The following is a 17437-nucleotide window of genomic DNA, read 5'->3' on the forward strand; positions in this document are numbered from 1 at the left end:
TTCAGGCGGCCGTGGTTTCGCGCTCGTCACCCTCTTCGGGGATGACGAAGGCAAGGATCGCGGCCATCGCCTGGGCGCGATAGCGATCGGCCTCGTGCAGCAGCTCGTGGCGGGCGCCATCGATCGGGATCATCTGGGCGGCGCGGAAATTGCGCGCCAGCCACTCGACGGCGATATGGGGCACCAGACGGTCCGCCGTCGGCGCCAGGATGATCGTCGGCAGGGTAATGCGCGTCAGATGTTCGCGACGGATGATCCGGCGCATGGCGCGGAAGGCTTCACTCAGCCAGCGCGCGGTCGGGGGGCCAAGCCTCAGTTCGGGGTGGGCATCCGTCAGCGCGATGTTGCGCTGGTAGCGGCGGCGGTCCGCGGTCAGCACGTTGTTTTCGAACGGGCGGTTGCCCTTGTCGGGATGCGCCGGCAGCGTGCCGAGTCCGATGCAGCGCATGAGCGTTGCAACCGCCGCGATGCTGCGCTCGCCGAGCGCCTGGCCGCCAAGGCCGACGAAGGGCGCCAGAACGACCAGCCGGTCGATGCGGCTTGCGAGCATCGGTGCCAGCGACAGGGCGACGAGCGCGCCCATGGAATGAGCGACGATCGAGAAGGGCAGGCGCGTATCCGGTAGTACGATCTGTTCAAGGAAGGTGCTGAGGTCGCGTTCATAGTCGGAGAAGTGATCGACATAGCCGCGATCGGGATGGGGCAGTAGCCGCTCCGAGCCCGCTTGACCCCGCCAGTCGAAGGTTGCGACCCAGAGGCCCGCGGCCGTGAGATCGGCGATCGTCTCGAAATATTTCTCGATCGATTCGTTGCGGCCCTGCAGCAGGACGACGGTACCGCGCGCGACCGGCTGCCTTGTCTTGAAGATCGCATAGCGGATCTTGCGGCCACCGACACCGTCGAAAAAGCCCGCGACATGATTGTCCGGGATCGGATTGTCCGGTGTCGCGTGGAGGATCGAGGTCATAAGGTCGTGGCCGGACTTGAAAGCGCGTTGAACGATAGCATCAAGGGATAGGCGGCAGGGTCTTCGCCGTCAAAGAAAAAAGCCGGAAACGGTGGGTGAAATCCGGACGATCACCGTTTCCGGCTGCTGAAGAGGAAGGGACTTATCACTTCAGCCTGGGAGTTGCCGCCCAGAGCTTTTTTCTAGTCCCTTGAGGCTGAACGGAAACCGAAGCGGGCATTCATGTCGGGTTCACGGGAAAAATCGTGGGCGTTCGCGTCTTGAAGTCGTGAATTCGCCTCCCCAAATCAGGGTCACGGGCGCCGAAGACGGGTCCGTTCACCGGTCCTGCCACTGCCAGAATGGGGTGGCCGACCAGACATCGCAAACGTTGCTCCAAGGAGGACACAATGCGTCACTTCGATTTCTCTCCCCTTTACCGCTCCACCGTTGGTTTCGATCGCCTGTTCACCATGCTCGACAGCCTCGGCCAGCCGGGTGAAGCCCAGACCTATCCGCCCTACAACATCGAACGCACCGGCGAAAACGCCTATCGCATCACCATGGCCGTTGCCGGCTTTGACGAGAGCGAGCTTTCGATCGAGGCCCGTGAGCACACGCTGACGGTCAAGGGCGAAAAAGCCGAGGAAAAGGGCGAAGAAAGCCAGTTTCTCCATCGCGGCATTGCCAAGCGCGCCTTTGAGCGCCGCTTCCAGCTTGCCGATCACGTGGAGATCAAGTCCGCTTCGCTGAAGAACGGCTTGCTGCACATCGACCTCACCCGCGAGATCCCGGAAGCAGCCAAGCCGCGCCGGATCGAGATTTCTTCCGTCGCCTCACAGGCAAAGCAGATCGAGGCTCAGACCCTCTAACCCGCCGCAGCCAGAAACAATCTCCCAAGACAGAGCGGCGTCCCCAAGGGGGCGCCGCTTTTTTCTGTTTTCGTATCAGGAGGTGGCCGGCGCAGGCACTGCGGAGGTCTGCTTCTTGGCGGCATAGCGCTGCGCGATGACGGCACAGGCCATCAGCTGGATCTGGTGGAACAGCATGACCGGCAGCACGATCGCACCGATGTTCTGCCCGGCGAAGATGGCACTTGCCATCGGCACGCCGCTCGCCAGGCTCTTCTTCGAGCCGCAGAAGGTGATGGCGATCTCGTCGGCCTTGTCGAAGCCGAGAAGGCGGCTGCCATACATGGTGACGGCCAGCACGACCGCGAGCATGACGATTTCGATCACCACCAGCACGCCGAGGTCGGTCAGCGAGAAGGTCTGCCAGAGACCCGAGGTGACCGCCTGGCTGAAGGCGAGATAGACCACCATCAGGATCGAGCCGCGGTCGACGGGGGCAAGCAGGCCCTTGCGCGCGCGGATCCAGCCGCCGATGAAGGGCTGCAGGATCTGGCCGATGACGAAGGGCGCAAGCAGTTGCAACAGAATCTGCTCCAGCGCATCGAGCGTCACACCGCCATGGCCACCGGCGGAAAAAAGCAGCCCGACGAGCAACGGCGTCAGGAACATGCCGAAGATGTTGGAAGCCGACGCCGAGCAGATCGCTGCCGGTACGTTGCCCCCGGCCATCGAAGTGAAGGCAATCGACGACTGCACCGTCGAGGGCAGCACGCAGAGAAACAGGATGCCGGTGTAAAGCGTCGACGGCAGGATCGAGGTCGGGACGAAGCCGACCGCAAGACCGATGAGCGGGAAGAGCGCGAAGGTCGAGGCGAGGATCGTCAGATGCAGCCGCCAGTGCAAAACGCCGGCGATCACCACGTCGCGCGACAGGCGCGCGCCATGCAGGAAGAAGACCATGCCGACGGCGACCTTGGTTGCCATGCCGAACCAGACAGTGGCCTCACCATGGATCGGCAGAACGGATGCCAACAGCACCGTCGCAAGAAGCAGGATAGTGAAGGTATCGGGAAGGTAGCGGCGCATGTCTTTCGTCACTTTTCTCGGCATCAAGGCTCTTGCCGAAAAAGTTCATTATGAAGCAGGATGCAAGGAATAACAGTTATCACGAATTGAGATGGGTCATGCTGGATCTCGTGCAATTGCGTAGCTTCGTCGCCCTCGAGCAGATGGGCAGCTTCACGCTCGCGGCGGAAAAACTGTCGCTGGGGCAATCGACCGTCAGCCAGCATATTCAACGGCTTGAGGCCTCGCTTGGGCGAACCCTGGTGGCGCGCGATACGCACCGCGTAGCGCTGACGGCGGATGGGCTGGCGCTGCTCGCCCATGCCCGCTCGATGCTGGCGATCGACGGTGAGGTGCGTGCGCTCTTCGCAGAAAGCAGCCTCCGGGGGCGCTTGCGTCTCGGGGTTTCCGAGGATTTCGTCATGAGCCGGCTGCCGGCGGTGCTGGAAGACTTCGTGCGCGCGCACCCGTCCGTCGATCTCGAACTCACGGTGGCATTGAGCGGCGTGCTCTATCAGATGCAGGACAATGGCGAGATCGATCTCGTGCTCGCCAAGCGGCGACTCGGCGACCTCAGGGGTGAACTTGTCTATCGCGAGCCGCTGGTCTGGCTCGCCCGCGACCCGGAACGGATCCGCCGTGACAAGGTATTGCCGCTGATCGCCTTTCCGCCGCCGAGCATCACCCGCAGCGTCGCGCTCGAAGTGCTCGATCGGCACCGCCTGCCGTGGCGGATCGTCTGCACCTGCGGCAGCCTCAGCGGGCTGACGGCGGCCGCACGTGCCGGCATGGGCGTGCTCGTGCAGCCGCGCAGCATGGTGCCGCCGGGGTTGAAGGAGATACCGGCCGGTGCCTTGCCGCCGCTCGAAGACGTGGAATTCGTGCTGGTGCCGACCAAGGGCGTCGACCGAAAGCTGAGTGCAGCACTTTCGGCCGAGATTCTCTCCAATGTGAAGACGCTGCAGGGTCAGGCTTGATGCCGGGAAATCATCCCGCTCAGGCGGCGGGATGATTCAATCGGAGTAACGTTCGTCGTTTTCCGGAGTTGGCTCAGCAGCCGGTGACGAACCGCTGGACGTCTTCGGCCTTCGTCGCGAAGCTCGTGACGAGACGATAAAGGCCTTCGTTCTCGGCGAGGCTGCCATCGAGGTCATGCGGCACGGGCCAGTCGTAGAAGACGGCGCCATCCTGCCTAAGCTTCGTGGCCACGTCTTTCCTGATGATGGCGAAGACCTCGTTGGCATCCGCCTGCCAGGCGAGCCGGCTCGTCTTGGAGGCGGCAATGCCCTCGGCAAGGCGCGCAGCCATCGCGTTGGAATGGCGGGCGAGGTTCAGCCAGAGATCGCTGGCGAAGTAGGCATCGAACTGGGCCGAAACGAAGCGCGACTTGGAGAAGAGCTGCGCCGAGCGCTTGCGCAGGAAATGCATCTCGTGCGCCTTCGAGAGATCGAAGAGCACCAGCGCTTCGGCGCACCAGCTGCCGTTTTTGGTGCCGCCGAAGGAGAGGAGATCGACGCCGCGCTTCCAGGTCATTTCGGCGGGCGTGGTGCCCAGGCTGACGAGCGCATTGGCAAAGCGCGCACCGTCCATATGCACCGGCAACTTGTGCGCCTTGGCGACGGCGGCGATCGTGTCGATTTCCGCGAGCGAATAGACCGTGCCGCTTTCCGTCGCCTGCGTCAGTGACACGGCTGCAGGCTGGCCGCCATGGACGTTGTCCAACGGATAGCGCCTCATTTCGGCCTCGAGCCGTGCCGCTTCCATCTTGCCGCGCGGCCCGTCGACGGGCTTCAGCCTGGCGCCGTGCGAGAAGAATTCCGGCGCGCCGCATTCGTCGGCAATGACATGCGCTTCGCGGTGGCAGAAGGTGATGCCACCCGCCCGGTTGGCGCTCGCAAGTGCCAGCGAATTGGCGGCGGTTCCGGTGCCGACGAAGAAGACGGCGACGTCTCTTTCGAAAATCTCGGCGAACTTCTTCTCCACCTTCCGGTCGAGATCGCTCGTGCCATAGGCCGACGCGTATCCGCCTGCGTGCGCCATCAGGCTCTCGGCAATCGCGGGATGGGCACCAGCCCAGTTGTCAGACGAAAAAATCATCACTTTCCACCCTGTATTACAGTCTTTTCGACGGATTTCGCCGACCTTAACCAAGTTCTCCGCCGGATCAATCACGGTCAGCGGCTGAAAGGCCAACAGGAGACCAGTTTGAAACCAAAAGGAAGAAAACGACGAAACGCCGTAATTAAATTATAAAAGCCAGAAATTTCCGGCAATGTTCGGCAAAATCTCCTCTATTATTTGCTGATATGCCTCTTGCAGTGGGGGGGAGTTTCTGGCATAGAGCACATGAAATAGGACAGGTTTGCTGTCCTATTTCGGTCTAGGGACCGGAACAATCGCCGCTAGTGCCTAAAAAAACGGCACCCGGCGTGCGAAGCGGGGGGATTGGCCGGATTTCATCCGGTTGTAATCGCCTGCCGTCAGGATGGTCGCAGACATCAATGCCTGATGATGCCGTGCTTATTTGCGACCTGATCAGGATCATGAGACGATGAGTGCCCCGGCTTTTTGGCGCGCCTTTGCGCGCAACGAAGAGCCATGCGCGGGCGGTGCCATGCCCGGCGTTGCCGGGTTTCAACAGGAGGGAAAACGATGACGGATCATTCGCCATCACAGCAATCTGGGCTCAACCTCGCACACAGCGTTGCGACGGCTGAAAAAACGCCCGCATTCCCGTCCGGCCTGCCGCGAAAACAGGGTCTCTACGATCCACGCAACGAACATGACGCCTGCGGCGTCGGCTTCGTCGCGCATATGAAGGGTCAGAAGTCGCACCAGATCGTGCGCGATGGCCTCTTCATGCTCGAAAACCTGACGCACCGTGGCGCCGTCGGTGCCGACCCGTTGATGGGCGACGGCGCGGGCATTCTCGTACAAATTCCCGACCGCTTCTTCCGTGAGGAGATGGCGAAGCAGGGCATCACCTTGCCGAAGGCCGGCGAATATGCCGTCGGTCATATCTTCATGCCGCAGGACGATGCGCTGGTCGCGCATTTCAAGCAGGCGATCAAGGACGTCGTCACCGAAGAGGGCCAGGTCCTTCTCGGCTACCGCGACGTCCCGGTCGACAATTCGTCGCTGTCAAAGGCGCCGGAAATCGCCGCGACCGAACCCCGCCACATCCAGGTCTTCATCGGCGCAGGCCGCGATGCCGCAACGAACCCGGAGTTCGAGCGCCGTCTCTTTACCCTGCGCAAGGTGATCTCCAACCGTATCTATGACGAATACAAGGGCGAGGAGAGCAACTTCTATCCCGTCTCGCTGTCGTCCGCGACGATCGTCTACAAGGGCATGTTCCTCGCCTATCAGGTTGGCGCCTATTATAAGGACCTGTCCGATCCGCGGTTCGAGTCGGCGGTGGCGCTCGTGCACCAGCGCTTCTCCACCAACACCTTCCCGTCGTGGAAGCTCGCGCACCCTTACCGCATGGTCGCCCACAACGGCGAAATCAACACCCTGCGCGGCAACGTCAACTGGATGGCGGCGCGCCAGGCGTCGGTCTCTTCGCCACTCTTCGGTGAGGACATCTCCAAGCTCTGGCCGATCTCCTACGAGGGCCAGTCCGACACTGCCTGTTTCGACAACGCGCTCGAGTTCCTGGTGCAGGGCGGCTATTCGCTGTCGCATGCCGTCATGATGCTGATCCCCGAGGCGTGGGCCGGCAACCAGCTGATGTCGCCCGAACGCAAGGCGTTCTACGAATACCACGCAGCCCTGATGGAGCCGTGGGATGGACCGGCTGCGGTCGCCTTTACCGACGGTCGCCAGATTGGTGCCACGCTCGACCGCAACGGTCTGCGTCCGGCCCGCTACATCGTCACCTCTGACGATCGCGTCATCCTTGCGTCCGAAGCCGGCGTGCTGCCGGTCGACGAGGGCAAGATCGTCAAGAAGTGGCGCCTGCAGCCGGGCAAGATGCTGCTCATCGATATGGAGCAGGGCCGCATCATCTCCGACGAGGAGGTGAAGTCCTCGCTCGCAACCAAGCATCCCTACAGCAAGTGGCTTGAAGACACCCAGCTGATCCTCGAGGAGTTGAAGCCGGTGGAGCCGCGGGCGCTGCGCCGCGACGTCTCGCTGATCGACCGCCAGCAGGCCTTCGGCTACACACTCGAAGACACCAAGATCCTGATGTCGCCGATGGCGACGACCGGCCAGGAGGCGATCGGCTCGATGGGCACCGATACGCCGATCTCGGCGATGTCGGACAAGCGCAAGCTGCTCTACACCTATTTCAAGCAGAACTTCGCGCAGGTCACCAACCCGCCGATCGACCCGATCCGCGAAGAGCTGGTGATGAGCCTCGTCTCCTTCATCGGCCCGCGTCCGAACATCCTCGACCACGAGGGCATGGCGCATGCCAAGCGGCTCGAGGTGCGCCAGCCGATCCTGACCAATGGCGATCTCGAAAAGATCCGCTCCATCGGTCACACGGAAGACCGCTTCGACACCAAGACGCTCGACTTCACCTATGACATTTCGCGCGGTGCCGAAGGCATGCCCGAAATGCTAGACCGCCTCTGCGAGCGTGCGGAAGCGGCGGTCAAGGGCGGCTACAACATCATCGTGCTGTCCGACCGCCAGGTCGGTCCGGACCGCGTGGCGATCCCGGCGCTGCTCGCAACGGCCGCCGTGCACCACCATCTGATCCGCAAGGGCCTGCGTACCTCGGTCGGCATCGTGCTCGAATCCGGCGAACCGCGCGAAGTGCACCAGTTCTGCCTGCTTGCCGGCTACGGCGCCGAGGCGATCAACCCCTATCTCGCCTTCGACACGCTCATCGACATGCACAAGCGTGGTGAGTTCCCCAAGGAGGTCGATGCGAGCGAGGTCGTCTATCGCTACATCAAGGCCGTCGGCAAGGGCATCCTCAAGGTCATGTCCAAGATGGGCATCTCGACCTACCAGTCCTACTGCGGCGCGCAGATCTTCGACGCCGTCGGCCTGTCGTCGAAGTTCGTCAACCAGTTCTTCTTCGGCACCGCCACGACGATCGAGGGTATCGGCCTCGAAGAGATCGCAGCCGAAACCGTCGCCCGTCACAAGGCGGCCTTCGGTGCCGACCCGGTTCTCGCCAACTCGCTCGACATCGGCGGCGAGTATGCCTACCGCATGCGCGGCGAGAGCCATGCCTGGACGCCCGATGCGATCGCCTCGCTGCAGCATGCCGTTCGCGGCAATGCGCAAGATCGCTACCGCGAATTCGCCGAGATGGTCAACAACTCGGCACTGCGCATGAACACGATCCGCGGTCTCTTCACGATCAAGGGCGCCGAGGCTCTCGGGCGCAAGCCGATCTCGGTCGACGAGGTCGAGTCGGCGGCCGACATCGTCAAGCGCTTCTCGACCGGCGCGATGTCCTTCGGCTCGATCAGCCGCGAGGCGCACACGACGCTCGCGATCGCCATGAACCGGATCGGCGGCAAGTCGAACACCGGCGAGGGCGGCGAGGAAAGCGACCGTTATCTGCCGCTGCCCGATGGCTCTGCCAACCCCGAGCGTTCGGCGATCAAGCAGATCGCGTCCGGCCGTTTCGGCGTGACCACCGAGTACCTGGTCAATGCCGACATGCTGCAGATCAAGGTGGCGCAGGGCGCCAAGCCCGGCGAGGGCGGCCAGCTGCCCGGCCACAAGGTCGATGCAACGGTCGCCAAGACCCGCCACTCGACCCCGGGCGTCGGCCTGATTTCGCCGCCGCCGCACCATGACATCTATTCGATCGAAGACCTGGCGCAGCTGATCTACGATCTCAAGAACGTCAACCCGGAAGCCGATGTTTCGGTCAAGCTCGTCTCGGAAGTCGGCGTCGGCACGGTTGCCGCTGGCGTTGCCAAGGCGCGCGCCGACCATATCACCGTCGCCGGCTTCGACGGCGGTACCGGTGCCTCGCCGCTGACCTCGCTGAAGCATGCAGGCAGCCCGTGGGAAATCGGCCTTGCAGAGACCCAGCAGACGCTGGTGCTGAACGGCCTGCGCTCGCGCGTGGCGCTGCAGGTCGATGGTGGCCTGAAGACCGGTCGCGACGTCATCATTGGTGCGCTGCTCGGTGCCGACGAGTTCGGCTTCGCCACCGCGCCGCTGATTGCCGCCGGCTGCATCATGATGCGCAAGTGCCATCTCAACACCTGTCCTGTCGGCGTGGCGACCCAGGATCCCGTCCTGCGCAAGCGCTTCAAGGGCACGGCGGAGCATGTCATCAACTACTTCTTCTTCGTTGCTGAGGAAGTGCGCGAGATCCTGGCGTCGCTTGGCGTCAAGAAGCTCGATGAGATCATCGGCGCGTCGGAGCTGCTCGAAAAGGACGGTGCGCTTGCGCACTGGAAGGCCAACGGTCTCGACTTCTCGAAGATCTTCCACAAGGTGGAAGCCAAGAAGGAAGAGACCTACTGGACCACGCGCCAGCAGCACCCGATCGACGATGTTCTCGATCGCAAGCTGATCAAGGAAGCGGCGGTCGCGCTCGAAACCAAGGCTCCGGTCAAGATCGAAGCCGAAATCAAGAACGTCGACCGTTCGGCCGGCGCGATGCTTGCCGGTGCGCTTGCCAAGCGCTGGGGCCACAAGGGCCTGAAGGACGACACCATCCACGTGACCCTCAAGGGCACGGCCGGCCAGTCCTTCGGCGCGTTCCTGGCACGCGGCATCACCTTCGATCTCGTGGGCGACGGCAACGATTATGTCGGCAAGGGTCTTTCGGGCGGTCGCATCATCGTCCGGCCGCCGGAAAACGCGACGATCGTTCCGCAGGAATCGATCATCGTCGGCAATACGGTGCTCTACGGTGCGATTTCGGGCGAATGCTACTTCAACGGCGTAGCCGGCGAGCGCTTCGCGGTGCGCAACTCCGGCGCGGTCGCGGTCGTCGAAGGTGTCGGTGACCACGGCTGCGAATACATGACCGGCGGCGTCGTCGTCGTGCTCGGCGGCACGGGCCGCAACTTCGCGGCGGGCATGTCGGGCGGTGTCGCCTATGTGCTCGACGAGGAGGGCGATTTCGCCCGTCGCTGCAACATGGCGATGGTCGAGCTGCAGCCGGTTCCGGAAGAGGACGACATGCTCGAGAAGCTGCATCACCATGGCGGCGACATCATGCACAAGGGTATGGTGGATGTATCGGGCGACATGACGCGCCACGACGAGGAACGGCTCTATCAGCTGATTTCCAACCACCTTCACCACACGGGTTCGCCCCGGGCGAAGGAGATCCTCGATCACTGGACGGATTACCGGCCGAAATTCCGCAAGGTCATGCCGGTCGAGTACCGCCGTGCGCTCGAGGATATGGAACGCATGAAAATGGCAGAGGCGGCCGAATAGGAGGCCCCGGTGACCAAGGCTCCCGGTTCATCACAGACTGGTTCGGGGGCCCTTCACGCGCGCTTGTCAAAAGCGCCTGTTCAGACGCAAAGTTTTCAGGATGATACGATGGGTAAGGTAACTGGATTTCTCGAGATCGACCGGCAAGTGGCAAAGTACCAGCCGGCATCTGACCGCATCCGCCATTTCCGCGAATTCACCATTCCGATGTCAGAACCGGAAGTGCAGAAGCAGGCTGCTCGCTGCATGGACTGTGGCATCCCCTATTGCCACGGGCCGACCGGCTGCCCGGTGCACAACCAGATTCCCGACTGGAACGACCTCGTCTACAACGGCAACTGGGAAGAGGCGATCCGCAACCTGCATTCGACCAACAACTTCCCGGAATTCACCGGTCGCGTCTGCCCGGCGCCGTGCGAGGAAGCCTGCACGCTGAACCTCGAAGATACGCCGGTGGCGATCAAGACGGTTGAGCAGGCGCTTGCCGACAAGGCCTATGAGATGGGCTACATCGTGCCGCAGCCGGCCGTTACCAAGACCGGCAAGAAGGTCGCGGTGATCGGTTCCGGCCCGGCCGGTATGGCGGCAGGCCAGCAGCTTGCCCGCGCCGGCCACGAGGTCCACGTCTATGAGCGCGAGACGAAGCCCGGCGGGCTGCTGCGCTACGGCATCCCGGACTTCAAGATGGAAAAGAATTTCATCGATCGCCGCGTCGAACAGATGAAGGGCGAAGGGGTCACGTTCCACTGCGGCATCAATGTCGGCGTGGACGTGCCGATGCAGCGCCTGCTCGACGAGTACGACGCCGTGCTCTATTGCGGTGGCTCCGAAACGCCGCGCGACGCCGGCATTCCCGGCGTCGAATTCGCAGGCGTGCATGACGCAATGCCCTATCTCGTGCAGCAGAACCGCCGCGTCGGTCGCGAAAACATCGACAGCGTCGGCTGGCCGTCGCAGCCGATCCTTGCCGGCGGCAAGCACATCGTCGTCGTCGGCGGCGGTGACACCGCGTCGGACTGCGTTGGCACGGCCTTCCGCCAGGGCGCGGTCAAGGTCACCCAGCTCGACATCCGCCCGCAGCCGCCGGAAAAGGAAGACAAGCTCGCCGTCTGGCCATTCTGGGCAACGAAGATGCGCACCTCCTCCAGCCAGGCCGAAGGCGCCATCCGCGAGTTCCAGGTGGCGACGCTCGAATTCATCGGCGACGAGGACGGCAACCTCACCGGCGTAAAGTGCTGCCAGGTGGACGACCGCCGCAAGCCAGTCGCCGGCACCGAGTTCATCATCAAGGCAGACCTCGCCTTCATCGCCATCGGTTTCCGTGGCCCCTTCACCACCAGCGTGTTGAAGGACCTCGGCGACAAGCTGACGCTCAACACCGACCGCCGCGGCTCGACCAACGTCGTCGCCAACGAGCGCGACTACAAGACCTCGGTCGAGAAGCTCTGGACTGCAGGCGACGTCCGTCGCGGCCAGTCGCTGGTCGTCTGGGCGATCCGCGAAGGCCGCCAGGCCGCCCGCGCGATCGACGAGGCGCTGATGGGCTCGACCACCCTGCCGCGTTAACGCATTACTCCCAAGCATGAAAAAAGCCCCGTCCTCGTGACGGGGCTTTTTTGTCGGCTCTTGCGGGAGCAGCTGTTTCCAACGGCGGCCGCTTCTAGTTGCGGATCACCGGATTGCTGATCACCGTGCTCGGCTTCGACAGGCGGAAGTCATCGACGCGGCCGGCGGGCGCCGTGGCGATATCGCCTTTGTCCACCAGCAGATCACGCGGGCTCTTGCCATTGCCTTTGTCCGGCGCGGCATTGCCAAGGAGGGAGGTGGCGCCATCCAGTGCCGGATCGGTCAAGCCGATCGGCTGGGTCTTGACGATATCCTCGTTGCCAAGCGGCGCCGTCACCACCAGGTCCTTCAATTCGTTGGCCCCCGGCACGTTCTTGTCCGTCGCGGCGGCATCGCCAAGCAAGCGGCGAATGTCCTTCTCGACATAAAAGGCGAGTTTGCGTTTACCGGCCTTGGTGAGGTTGATGCCATCGGCACCGCGCAGGCGAACCTGCTGGCCGTTGATGTCGGAACCGGTCAGAACGAACTTGCCACCCTCGTCGACGAAGCCGTCCCAGATGTCGACGAACTGCCCGCCGACCTTCTCGATTTCTTCGCGATACATGCCGTTGAAGGTCACCATGTCGGCCGTCATCGCCGCCGACTGGAACGGCGGCATGCCGACCCAGAGAACCGGAAGTTTTTCCTTGCGGACCAAGGCAGCCAGCGCATTGACGCGCTTGCGGTACTCTTCGGTCCAGAGATCGGTCCGGAACTTTTCCTTGACGTCGCCGATCTGCATCTGCTGCCGATCGTTGGCGCCGAGGCTGACGATAATGACCGACGGCTTCACTTCGCCGACATAGCCGGGAAGGGTGCCCGGCCAATCGAAATAGTCCTCGCGCACCAGGCCCGAGGAGCCGTTGGCCCGTGTCTCGATGGCGATGCCGGGCGTCATCTCGAAGGCCGTCTTCAGGCCGTCGCCAAGGCTGCCGGCCATGAAGTCGCCGACGACCAGGACCTTCTTGGCGTCCGGCGCCTTCTCGACGACCTGCGGCACGACGGCTGGCGTATCGGTGGCCTTCGGCTTCTGCTTCTGTTGCCCCAGGCCCTTCTGGCGCTGCTGCTGTTGTTGCCGCTGGCGTTTGGGTCGCGGCTGCTCGGGAAAATAGTCACGATCGTCATAGACAGGCCGGTCGCGCGACAGGCCGCCGAAGAGCATCTGGAACAGGTTGCGCCGCTGCACCGGTTCTTGTGCTTCGGCAAGGCTCGCGAAAAGGCTGACGACAACCATCGCCATCGCGGCGATGCAGATGGTCGCAATCCCGAACGGCGATCGGCTCTGGTGCCCGCGGCGCTTGCTCATCATCTGGTTCTTTACCCGTTCATGGCGTGTTGCGGCGGCAACGAGCCGCTGTCACGTTCAAGCGCGCCGCACGGGTGCAGCGCGCTCTTGCGTATTTTATCTCACGGATACGGCGATCGTGAAACCGTTTCGAGTCCGCTAGTTGCGCAATGCGCGCAGCAGCATCTGGGTCGGCTGCCCATCCGGAGCCAGGCCATTCTTCGACTGGAACGCCTGGATCGCGGCCTTCGAACCGGAGCCGAAATTGCCGTCGACTTCGCCGCTGTAGTAGCCGAGCTCCTTCAGGCGGTTCTGCAGCTCGAACTTTTCGCTGATGTCGAGCGACCCGTCCGGACGCGGCCAGCGCTGTTGCATGCCCTGATAGCCGGCGATCTGGTCGGCAAGAAGGCCGACGCCGAGCGCGTAGCTGTCGGAGGCGTTGTAGCGCTTGATGACGAAGAAGTTCTTGGTCATCAGGAAACCGGGGCCTTCGCCACCGCTCGGCAGCTTGAGTTCGGCGCGCATGCTGCCATTGCGGAAGCCCTTGCCGTTCGGCCGGGCAAAGCCGAGCGATGCCCATTCGGCGAGTGTCTTCGTCTGGCCGGAATATTTTGCGGCATTTGCGGGGGGCGCGACCTCGTAGCCCCAGGTTTCGCCCGGTTGCCAGCCATTCTTCTTCAACAGGTTGGCGGCCGTTGCCAGTGCATCGGGCACCGAATTCCAGATGTCGCGGTGGCCGTTGCCATCGGCGTCGACCGCATAGAGCAGGTAGCTCGTCGGAATGAACTGCGTGTGGCCCATGGCGCCGGCCCAGGAGCCGGTCAGCTCACGGGGGGTGATGTCGCCGCTCTGAAGAATCTTCAGCGCCGCGATCAACTGCTTCTTGGCGTAGTTCGAGCGCTTCGGATCGGCATAGGCAAGGGTTGCGAGCGCGCGCGGCACATAGTGCAGGCGGTCATCCTTCTCGAGCACGGCGCCGTAGTTGGATTCCATCGACCAGATCGCCAGAAGGATGGTTTTGTCGACGCCGAAGTGCTTTTCCAGCGCGCTCAGCGTACGGGCGTGCTTGGTCGCCATCTCCTGGCCGACGCGCTTGGTGTAGGGGTTCACGCGGGAATCGATGTATTCCCAGATCTTGTGCTTGAACTCCGGCTGGTAGTTCGCCTTTTCGATCACCGTCTCGTCGGGCGACTTCACTCCGGCGAAGGCCTGGCGATAGGTTGCCTTGGTGATGCCGGYCTTGGCGGCCGTCGCGTAGAATTCGTTGATCCAGTTCTGGAATCCGGCATCGGCGCGCGCGGGGGCGGTGCCGAGCGTTGCGGCGGATAGGACGAGGGCGGCTGCGATATGACGGAAAAACGTCCTGCGGTTTCTGATCATCAGCTGTCGGTTCCGTTTCTCTGCGGGGCTTCGGCCGTCATGGCCCGAATCGCTCCGCAAGGTGGCAGTCTGGGGCCAGCCTGGACGGTGGGGGCGGTCGTCGGCGGCTCCTGTTTCGGATCCGGCCGCGATTGTTGCATTGCCGGATTGCAATGAATCTACAGAAACGTGGTCAACAAACCCTTTACCATGAAATTGTGGTGGCGTCTTCCGCTGCAGAAAATGTCAAGCCATGGTCGTGGAGTTCGCATAAGCATTGTTCCGTCGGTTCAGGCTCTGTTCAGCTGACGGCATAGAGATTGCGGCTCCATTACGGAGCGCTGTATGGTTCAGGCGGATTGCTGTCCGGAGCCATCCGGCAAGAGTTATGAGTGAAGTCCTATCAAGGAGGTATCGATGACCGACAAGCGTAAAGTCCGCAAAGCCGTATTCCCGGTCGCAGGGCTGGGCACACGTTTCCTGCCGGCCACCAAGGCCGTGCCGAAGGAAATGCTGACGGTGGTGGACAAGCCGGTCATTCAATATGTGGTCGATGAGGCGCTGGAAGCCGGCATCGAGCATCTGATTTTCGTCACCGGCCGCAGCAAGGCGGTGATCGAGGATTATTTCGACATTCAGGTCGAGCTCGATCAGACGCTGCGCGAACGCAACAAGAAGGCCGAGATCGCGTTGCTCGACGGCATTCTGCCGAAGGCCGGCACCACCAGCTTCACCCGCCAGCAGGCGCCGCTCGGCCTTGGCCATGCGGTCTGGTGCGCCCGTGATCTCGTCGGCAACGAGCCGTTTGCGCTGCTTTTGCCGGACATGATCATGAAGGGCGAGAAGGGCTGCCTCAAGGGCATGGTCGAGCTCTATGAGCAGAGCGGCGGCAACGTCATCGCGGTTGAGGAATGTGCACCGGACCAGGCCCACAAATACGGTATTGTCGGCGTTGGCGACAAGGTGGGCGATGGTTTCAAGATCACCAAGATGGTCGAGAAGCCGGCACCGGGCACGGCCCCGTCCAATTTCTTCATCAACGGCCGTTACATCCTGCAGCCGGAGATCTTCCCGATCCTCGAAAAGCAGGAACGCGGCGCCGGCAACGAAATCCAGCTGACCGACGGCATGCTCAAGCTCTCCGACAGCCAGCAGTTCGCCGCCTATCATTTCCGTGGCGACACCTATGACTGTGGCGCCAAGGACGGCTTCATCCTGGCGAACGTCGCCTTTGCACTGGAGCGCGGCGATATCCGCCCGAGCGTCGAGGGTCCGTTGAAGACCCTGCTGGGCAGCCTGAAGTAATCGGTCAGGTCCCGAAAATGTGAAAGGCCGCGTCCACTGGACGCGGCCTTTTCCGTTGAAGATGGCAAGCTTTTATGAGGCGACGCAATTCCGGCCGGAAAACCGGTTCGAATTTTTCCTGGAATCGCTCTAGCGCCGCAGCGTGAGCCCAACGCCGACACGGGTAATGTCCGTCGTATCGCCTTGATCACGGGTCGTACGCTCGTAGCTGACGTCGCCCGTCAAGGCGAGATAGCGGTTGATGTCGTAGGTCAGGCCGGCGCCGGTGCGCCAGGTGGTTTCGTCCGACGAGCTGGCGTCGGAGGGATAGTTGCGCAGCGTCAGGCTGTTCGTCAGCCGTGCCACCAGATCCGAGCGCATCTGGTGGGTGATGATGTTGGTGAGGTTGTAGTCGATCGAACCCGCATCGCCCGGTGTCGTCGACGGGTTGAGATCGGTCGAAACGGCGAAGAGGACGTCGGTGCCGCGTTGCGGCGACCAGTTGATGCGCCCATCGACCGAGAGGCCGCTGAGCTCGCCAAGCCGGTCGTCCTCGAAATTGTAGGTTTCGTAGCCGAGGCCCAGTTCGCCGTAGAGCTTCTCGCCGAGATCGACCTCGACACCGCCGCGGGCGGCATAGGTCTGATAGGAGCGCTCGAAACCGAGCGGGTCTTCGCGCAGATCGTAGAGCGATTTGCCGACGGAGGCTTCGAGGAACGGGATCAGTGCCGGCGACAGCTCGTAGCCGACCCGGCCGGTGAGGATGCCCGTATTGCGATTGCGATACTTGACCGAGAGGTTCGTGCCGTTCTCCAGTTCGACATCGCCATAGGTTTGCCGGTCGAAATCGATACCGACCGAACCGCGGATCAGGCCGAAGTCGCGCTCGATGGCGGCGCCAAGGCGGTAGTTGTTGACCGCGGACTGGGTCTTGGCGTTCGAGATCGCGTTGGGGTCGTCGGCGTCTTCGCGGTAGAAGCTGTATCCGGCCCGAAGCCGCGCGATCGTTTCATCCCAGAGATCGAGCCGCAGTTCCGCGTCGACATCGGCGCGCGGTTCTTCCTCGCCTTCGCCAGAGATATTGTTCTGCAGGATGCCTTCGCCGGTGACGGTTAACTGGTGCCGCGACCAGTCCGAGGTCAAGGTGCCGCGGATCCCGGTTTCGAGGTAGCCGCGGTTCGTCTTCGTGTCGCCGTCCTTGCGCCATTCGTGGTTGATGCTCTCGCTGACGCCCGGGCGCAGCGTGAACGTGCCGATGCGGATGCCCGGCGAACGATCGTACTCGGGGTTATAGGTCCGCAGCCGCAGGCCGTCGATCGTCGGTTCGCGCTGGTTCTGGCGAACGAAATCCTCGTTCGAAGCCGGTGTCAGGTCGTCTGCGCTGACGGCACCGGTGGTCTGCGGATCTGTGATCGCCGGCGTCGCTGCGGGAACGGCTGCCGTACTGGTGCCAACGGCATTCGTTGTGGCGGTGGGCGTGGCGGTCTGGGCGCTCAGTGACGCCGGCGCAAACAGCGCCGTGCCGGCCAACAGCAACGCCAGCGAAGCCGAACGCCGCGCGTCTCCTTTGGTCGAGCGAGATGAGCCTGGCACCATATGCCGTTTGTCCACGAGCCTGATTGCAATCCTTTCGCAATCGTAAAGCGACGTGGTTAAGCAATCGTT

The 17437-nt window shown here is 62.7% G+C and carries 11 protein-coding genes; 5 read left to right on the forward strand and 6 right to left on the reverse strand.

Features of this window, described 5'->3' with window-relative positions:
- Position 1 precedes the first annotated feature (1 nt).
- Positions 2 to 967, reverse strand: a complete 966-nt coding sequence (locus AB4Z53_RS12805; protein ID WP_441596199.1) for an alpha/beta fold hydrolase — start codon at positions 965 to 967, stop codon at positions 2 to 4.
- A 389-nt stretch (positions 968 to 1356) separates the two neighbouring features.
- On the opposite strand from AB4Z53_RS12805, the gene AB4Z53_RS12810 reads away from it, so the two are divergent.
- Positions 1357 to 1818, forward strand: coding sequence for an Hsp20 family protein (locus AB4Z53_RS12810; RefSeq protein ID WP_223725572.1), 462 nt, complete (start codon positions 1357 to 1359; stop codon positions 1816 to 1818).
- 75 nt (positions 1819 to 1893) lie between these two features.
- On the opposite strand, the gene AB4Z53_RS12815 is transcribed toward AB4Z53_RS12810, so the two are convergent.
- Positions 1894 to 2883 (reverse strand): bile acid:sodium symporter family protein, encoded by a 990-nt coding sequence (locus AB4Z53_RS12815; RefSeq protein ID WP_441596325.1) that lies wholly within the window; start codon positions 2881 to 2883, stop codon positions 1894 to 1896.
- Positions 2884 to 2981: 98 nt separating this feature from the next.
- On the opposite strand from AB4Z53_RS12815, the gene AB4Z53_RS12820 reads away from it, so the two are divergent.
- On the forward strand, positions 2982 to 3839 hold the full coding sequence (locus tag AB4Z53_RS12820; RefSeq protein ID WP_441596202.1) for a LysR substrate-binding domain-containing protein: 858 nt from the start codon (positions 2982 to 2984) through the stop codon (positions 3837 to 3839).
- A gap of 73 nt (positions 3840 to 3912) precedes the next feature.
- Here AB4Z53_RS12820 and AB4Z53_RS12825 read toward each other — a convergent pair whose 3' ends face one another.
- Positions 3913 to 4959 (reverse strand): threonine aldolase family protein, encoded by a 1047-nt coding sequence (locus AB4Z53_RS12825; protein ID WP_441596203.1) that lies wholly within the window; start codon positions 4957 to 4959, stop codon positions 3913 to 3915.
- A gap of 555 nt (positions 4960 to 5514) precedes the next feature.
- On the opposite strand from AB4Z53_RS12825, the gene gltB reads away from it, so the two are divergent.
- Together gltB and AB4Z53_RS12835 are read left to right on the forward strand one after the other, a co-directional pair.
- Positions 5515 to 10239: a glutamate synthase large subunit gene (gene gltB / locus AB4Z53_RS12830; protein ID WP_441596205.1), complete on the forward strand. Its 4725-nt coding sequence runs from the start codon at positions 5515 to 5517 to the stop codon at positions 10237 to 10239.
- Between the two features lie 108 nt (positions 10240 to 10347).
- A complete protein-coding gene (locus tag AB4Z53_RS12835; RefSeq protein ID WP_113541194.1) occupies positions 10348 to 11805 on the forward strand; it encodes a glutamate synthase subunit beta in 1458 nt (485 codons plus the stop codon).
- A gap of 94 nt (positions 11806 to 11899) precedes the next feature.
- Here the strand turns inward: AB4Z53_RS12835 and AB4Z53_RS12840 are convergent, their stop codons facing one another.
- Together AB4Z53_RS12840 and AB4Z53_RS12845 are read right to left on the reverse strand one after the other, a co-directional pair.
- Positions 11900 to 13153, reverse strand: coding sequence for an SGNH/GDSL hydrolase family protein (locus AB4Z53_RS12840; protein WP_441596207.1), 1254 nt, complete (start codon positions 13151 to 13153; stop codon positions 11900 to 11902).
- Positions 13154 to 13288: 135 nt separating this feature from the next.
- Positions 13289 to 14509: a lytic murein transglycosylase gene (locus tag AB4Z53_RS12845; protein ID WP_441596209.1), complete on the reverse strand. Its 1221-nt coding sequence runs from the start codon at positions 14507 to 14509 to the stop codon at positions 13289 to 13291.
- 396 nt (positions 14510 to 14905) lie between these two features.
- On the opposite strand from AB4Z53_RS12845, the gene galU reads away from it, so the two are divergent.
- Entirely contained in the window at positions 14906 to 15793 is an 888-nt protein-coding gene (galU, locus tag AB4Z53_RS12850; protein ID WP_113541196.1) for a UTP--glucose-1-phosphate uridylyltransferase GalU, read from the forward strand.
- Positions 15794 to 15922: 129 nt separating this feature from the next.
- On the opposite strand, the gene AB4Z53_RS12855 is transcribed toward galU, so the two are convergent.
- A complete protein-coding gene (locus tag AB4Z53_RS12855) occupies positions 15923 to 17368 on the reverse strand; it encodes an outer membrane beta-barrel protein (protein ID WP_113541197.1) in 1446 nt (481 codons plus the stop codon).
- Positions 17369 to 17437 lie beyond the last annotated feature (69 nt).

This window comes from Ensifer sp. 2TAB8 (genome assembly GCF_052115125.1).
GTDB lineage: Bacteria > Pseudomonadota > Alphaproteobacteria > Rhizobiales > Rhizobiaceae > Ensifer.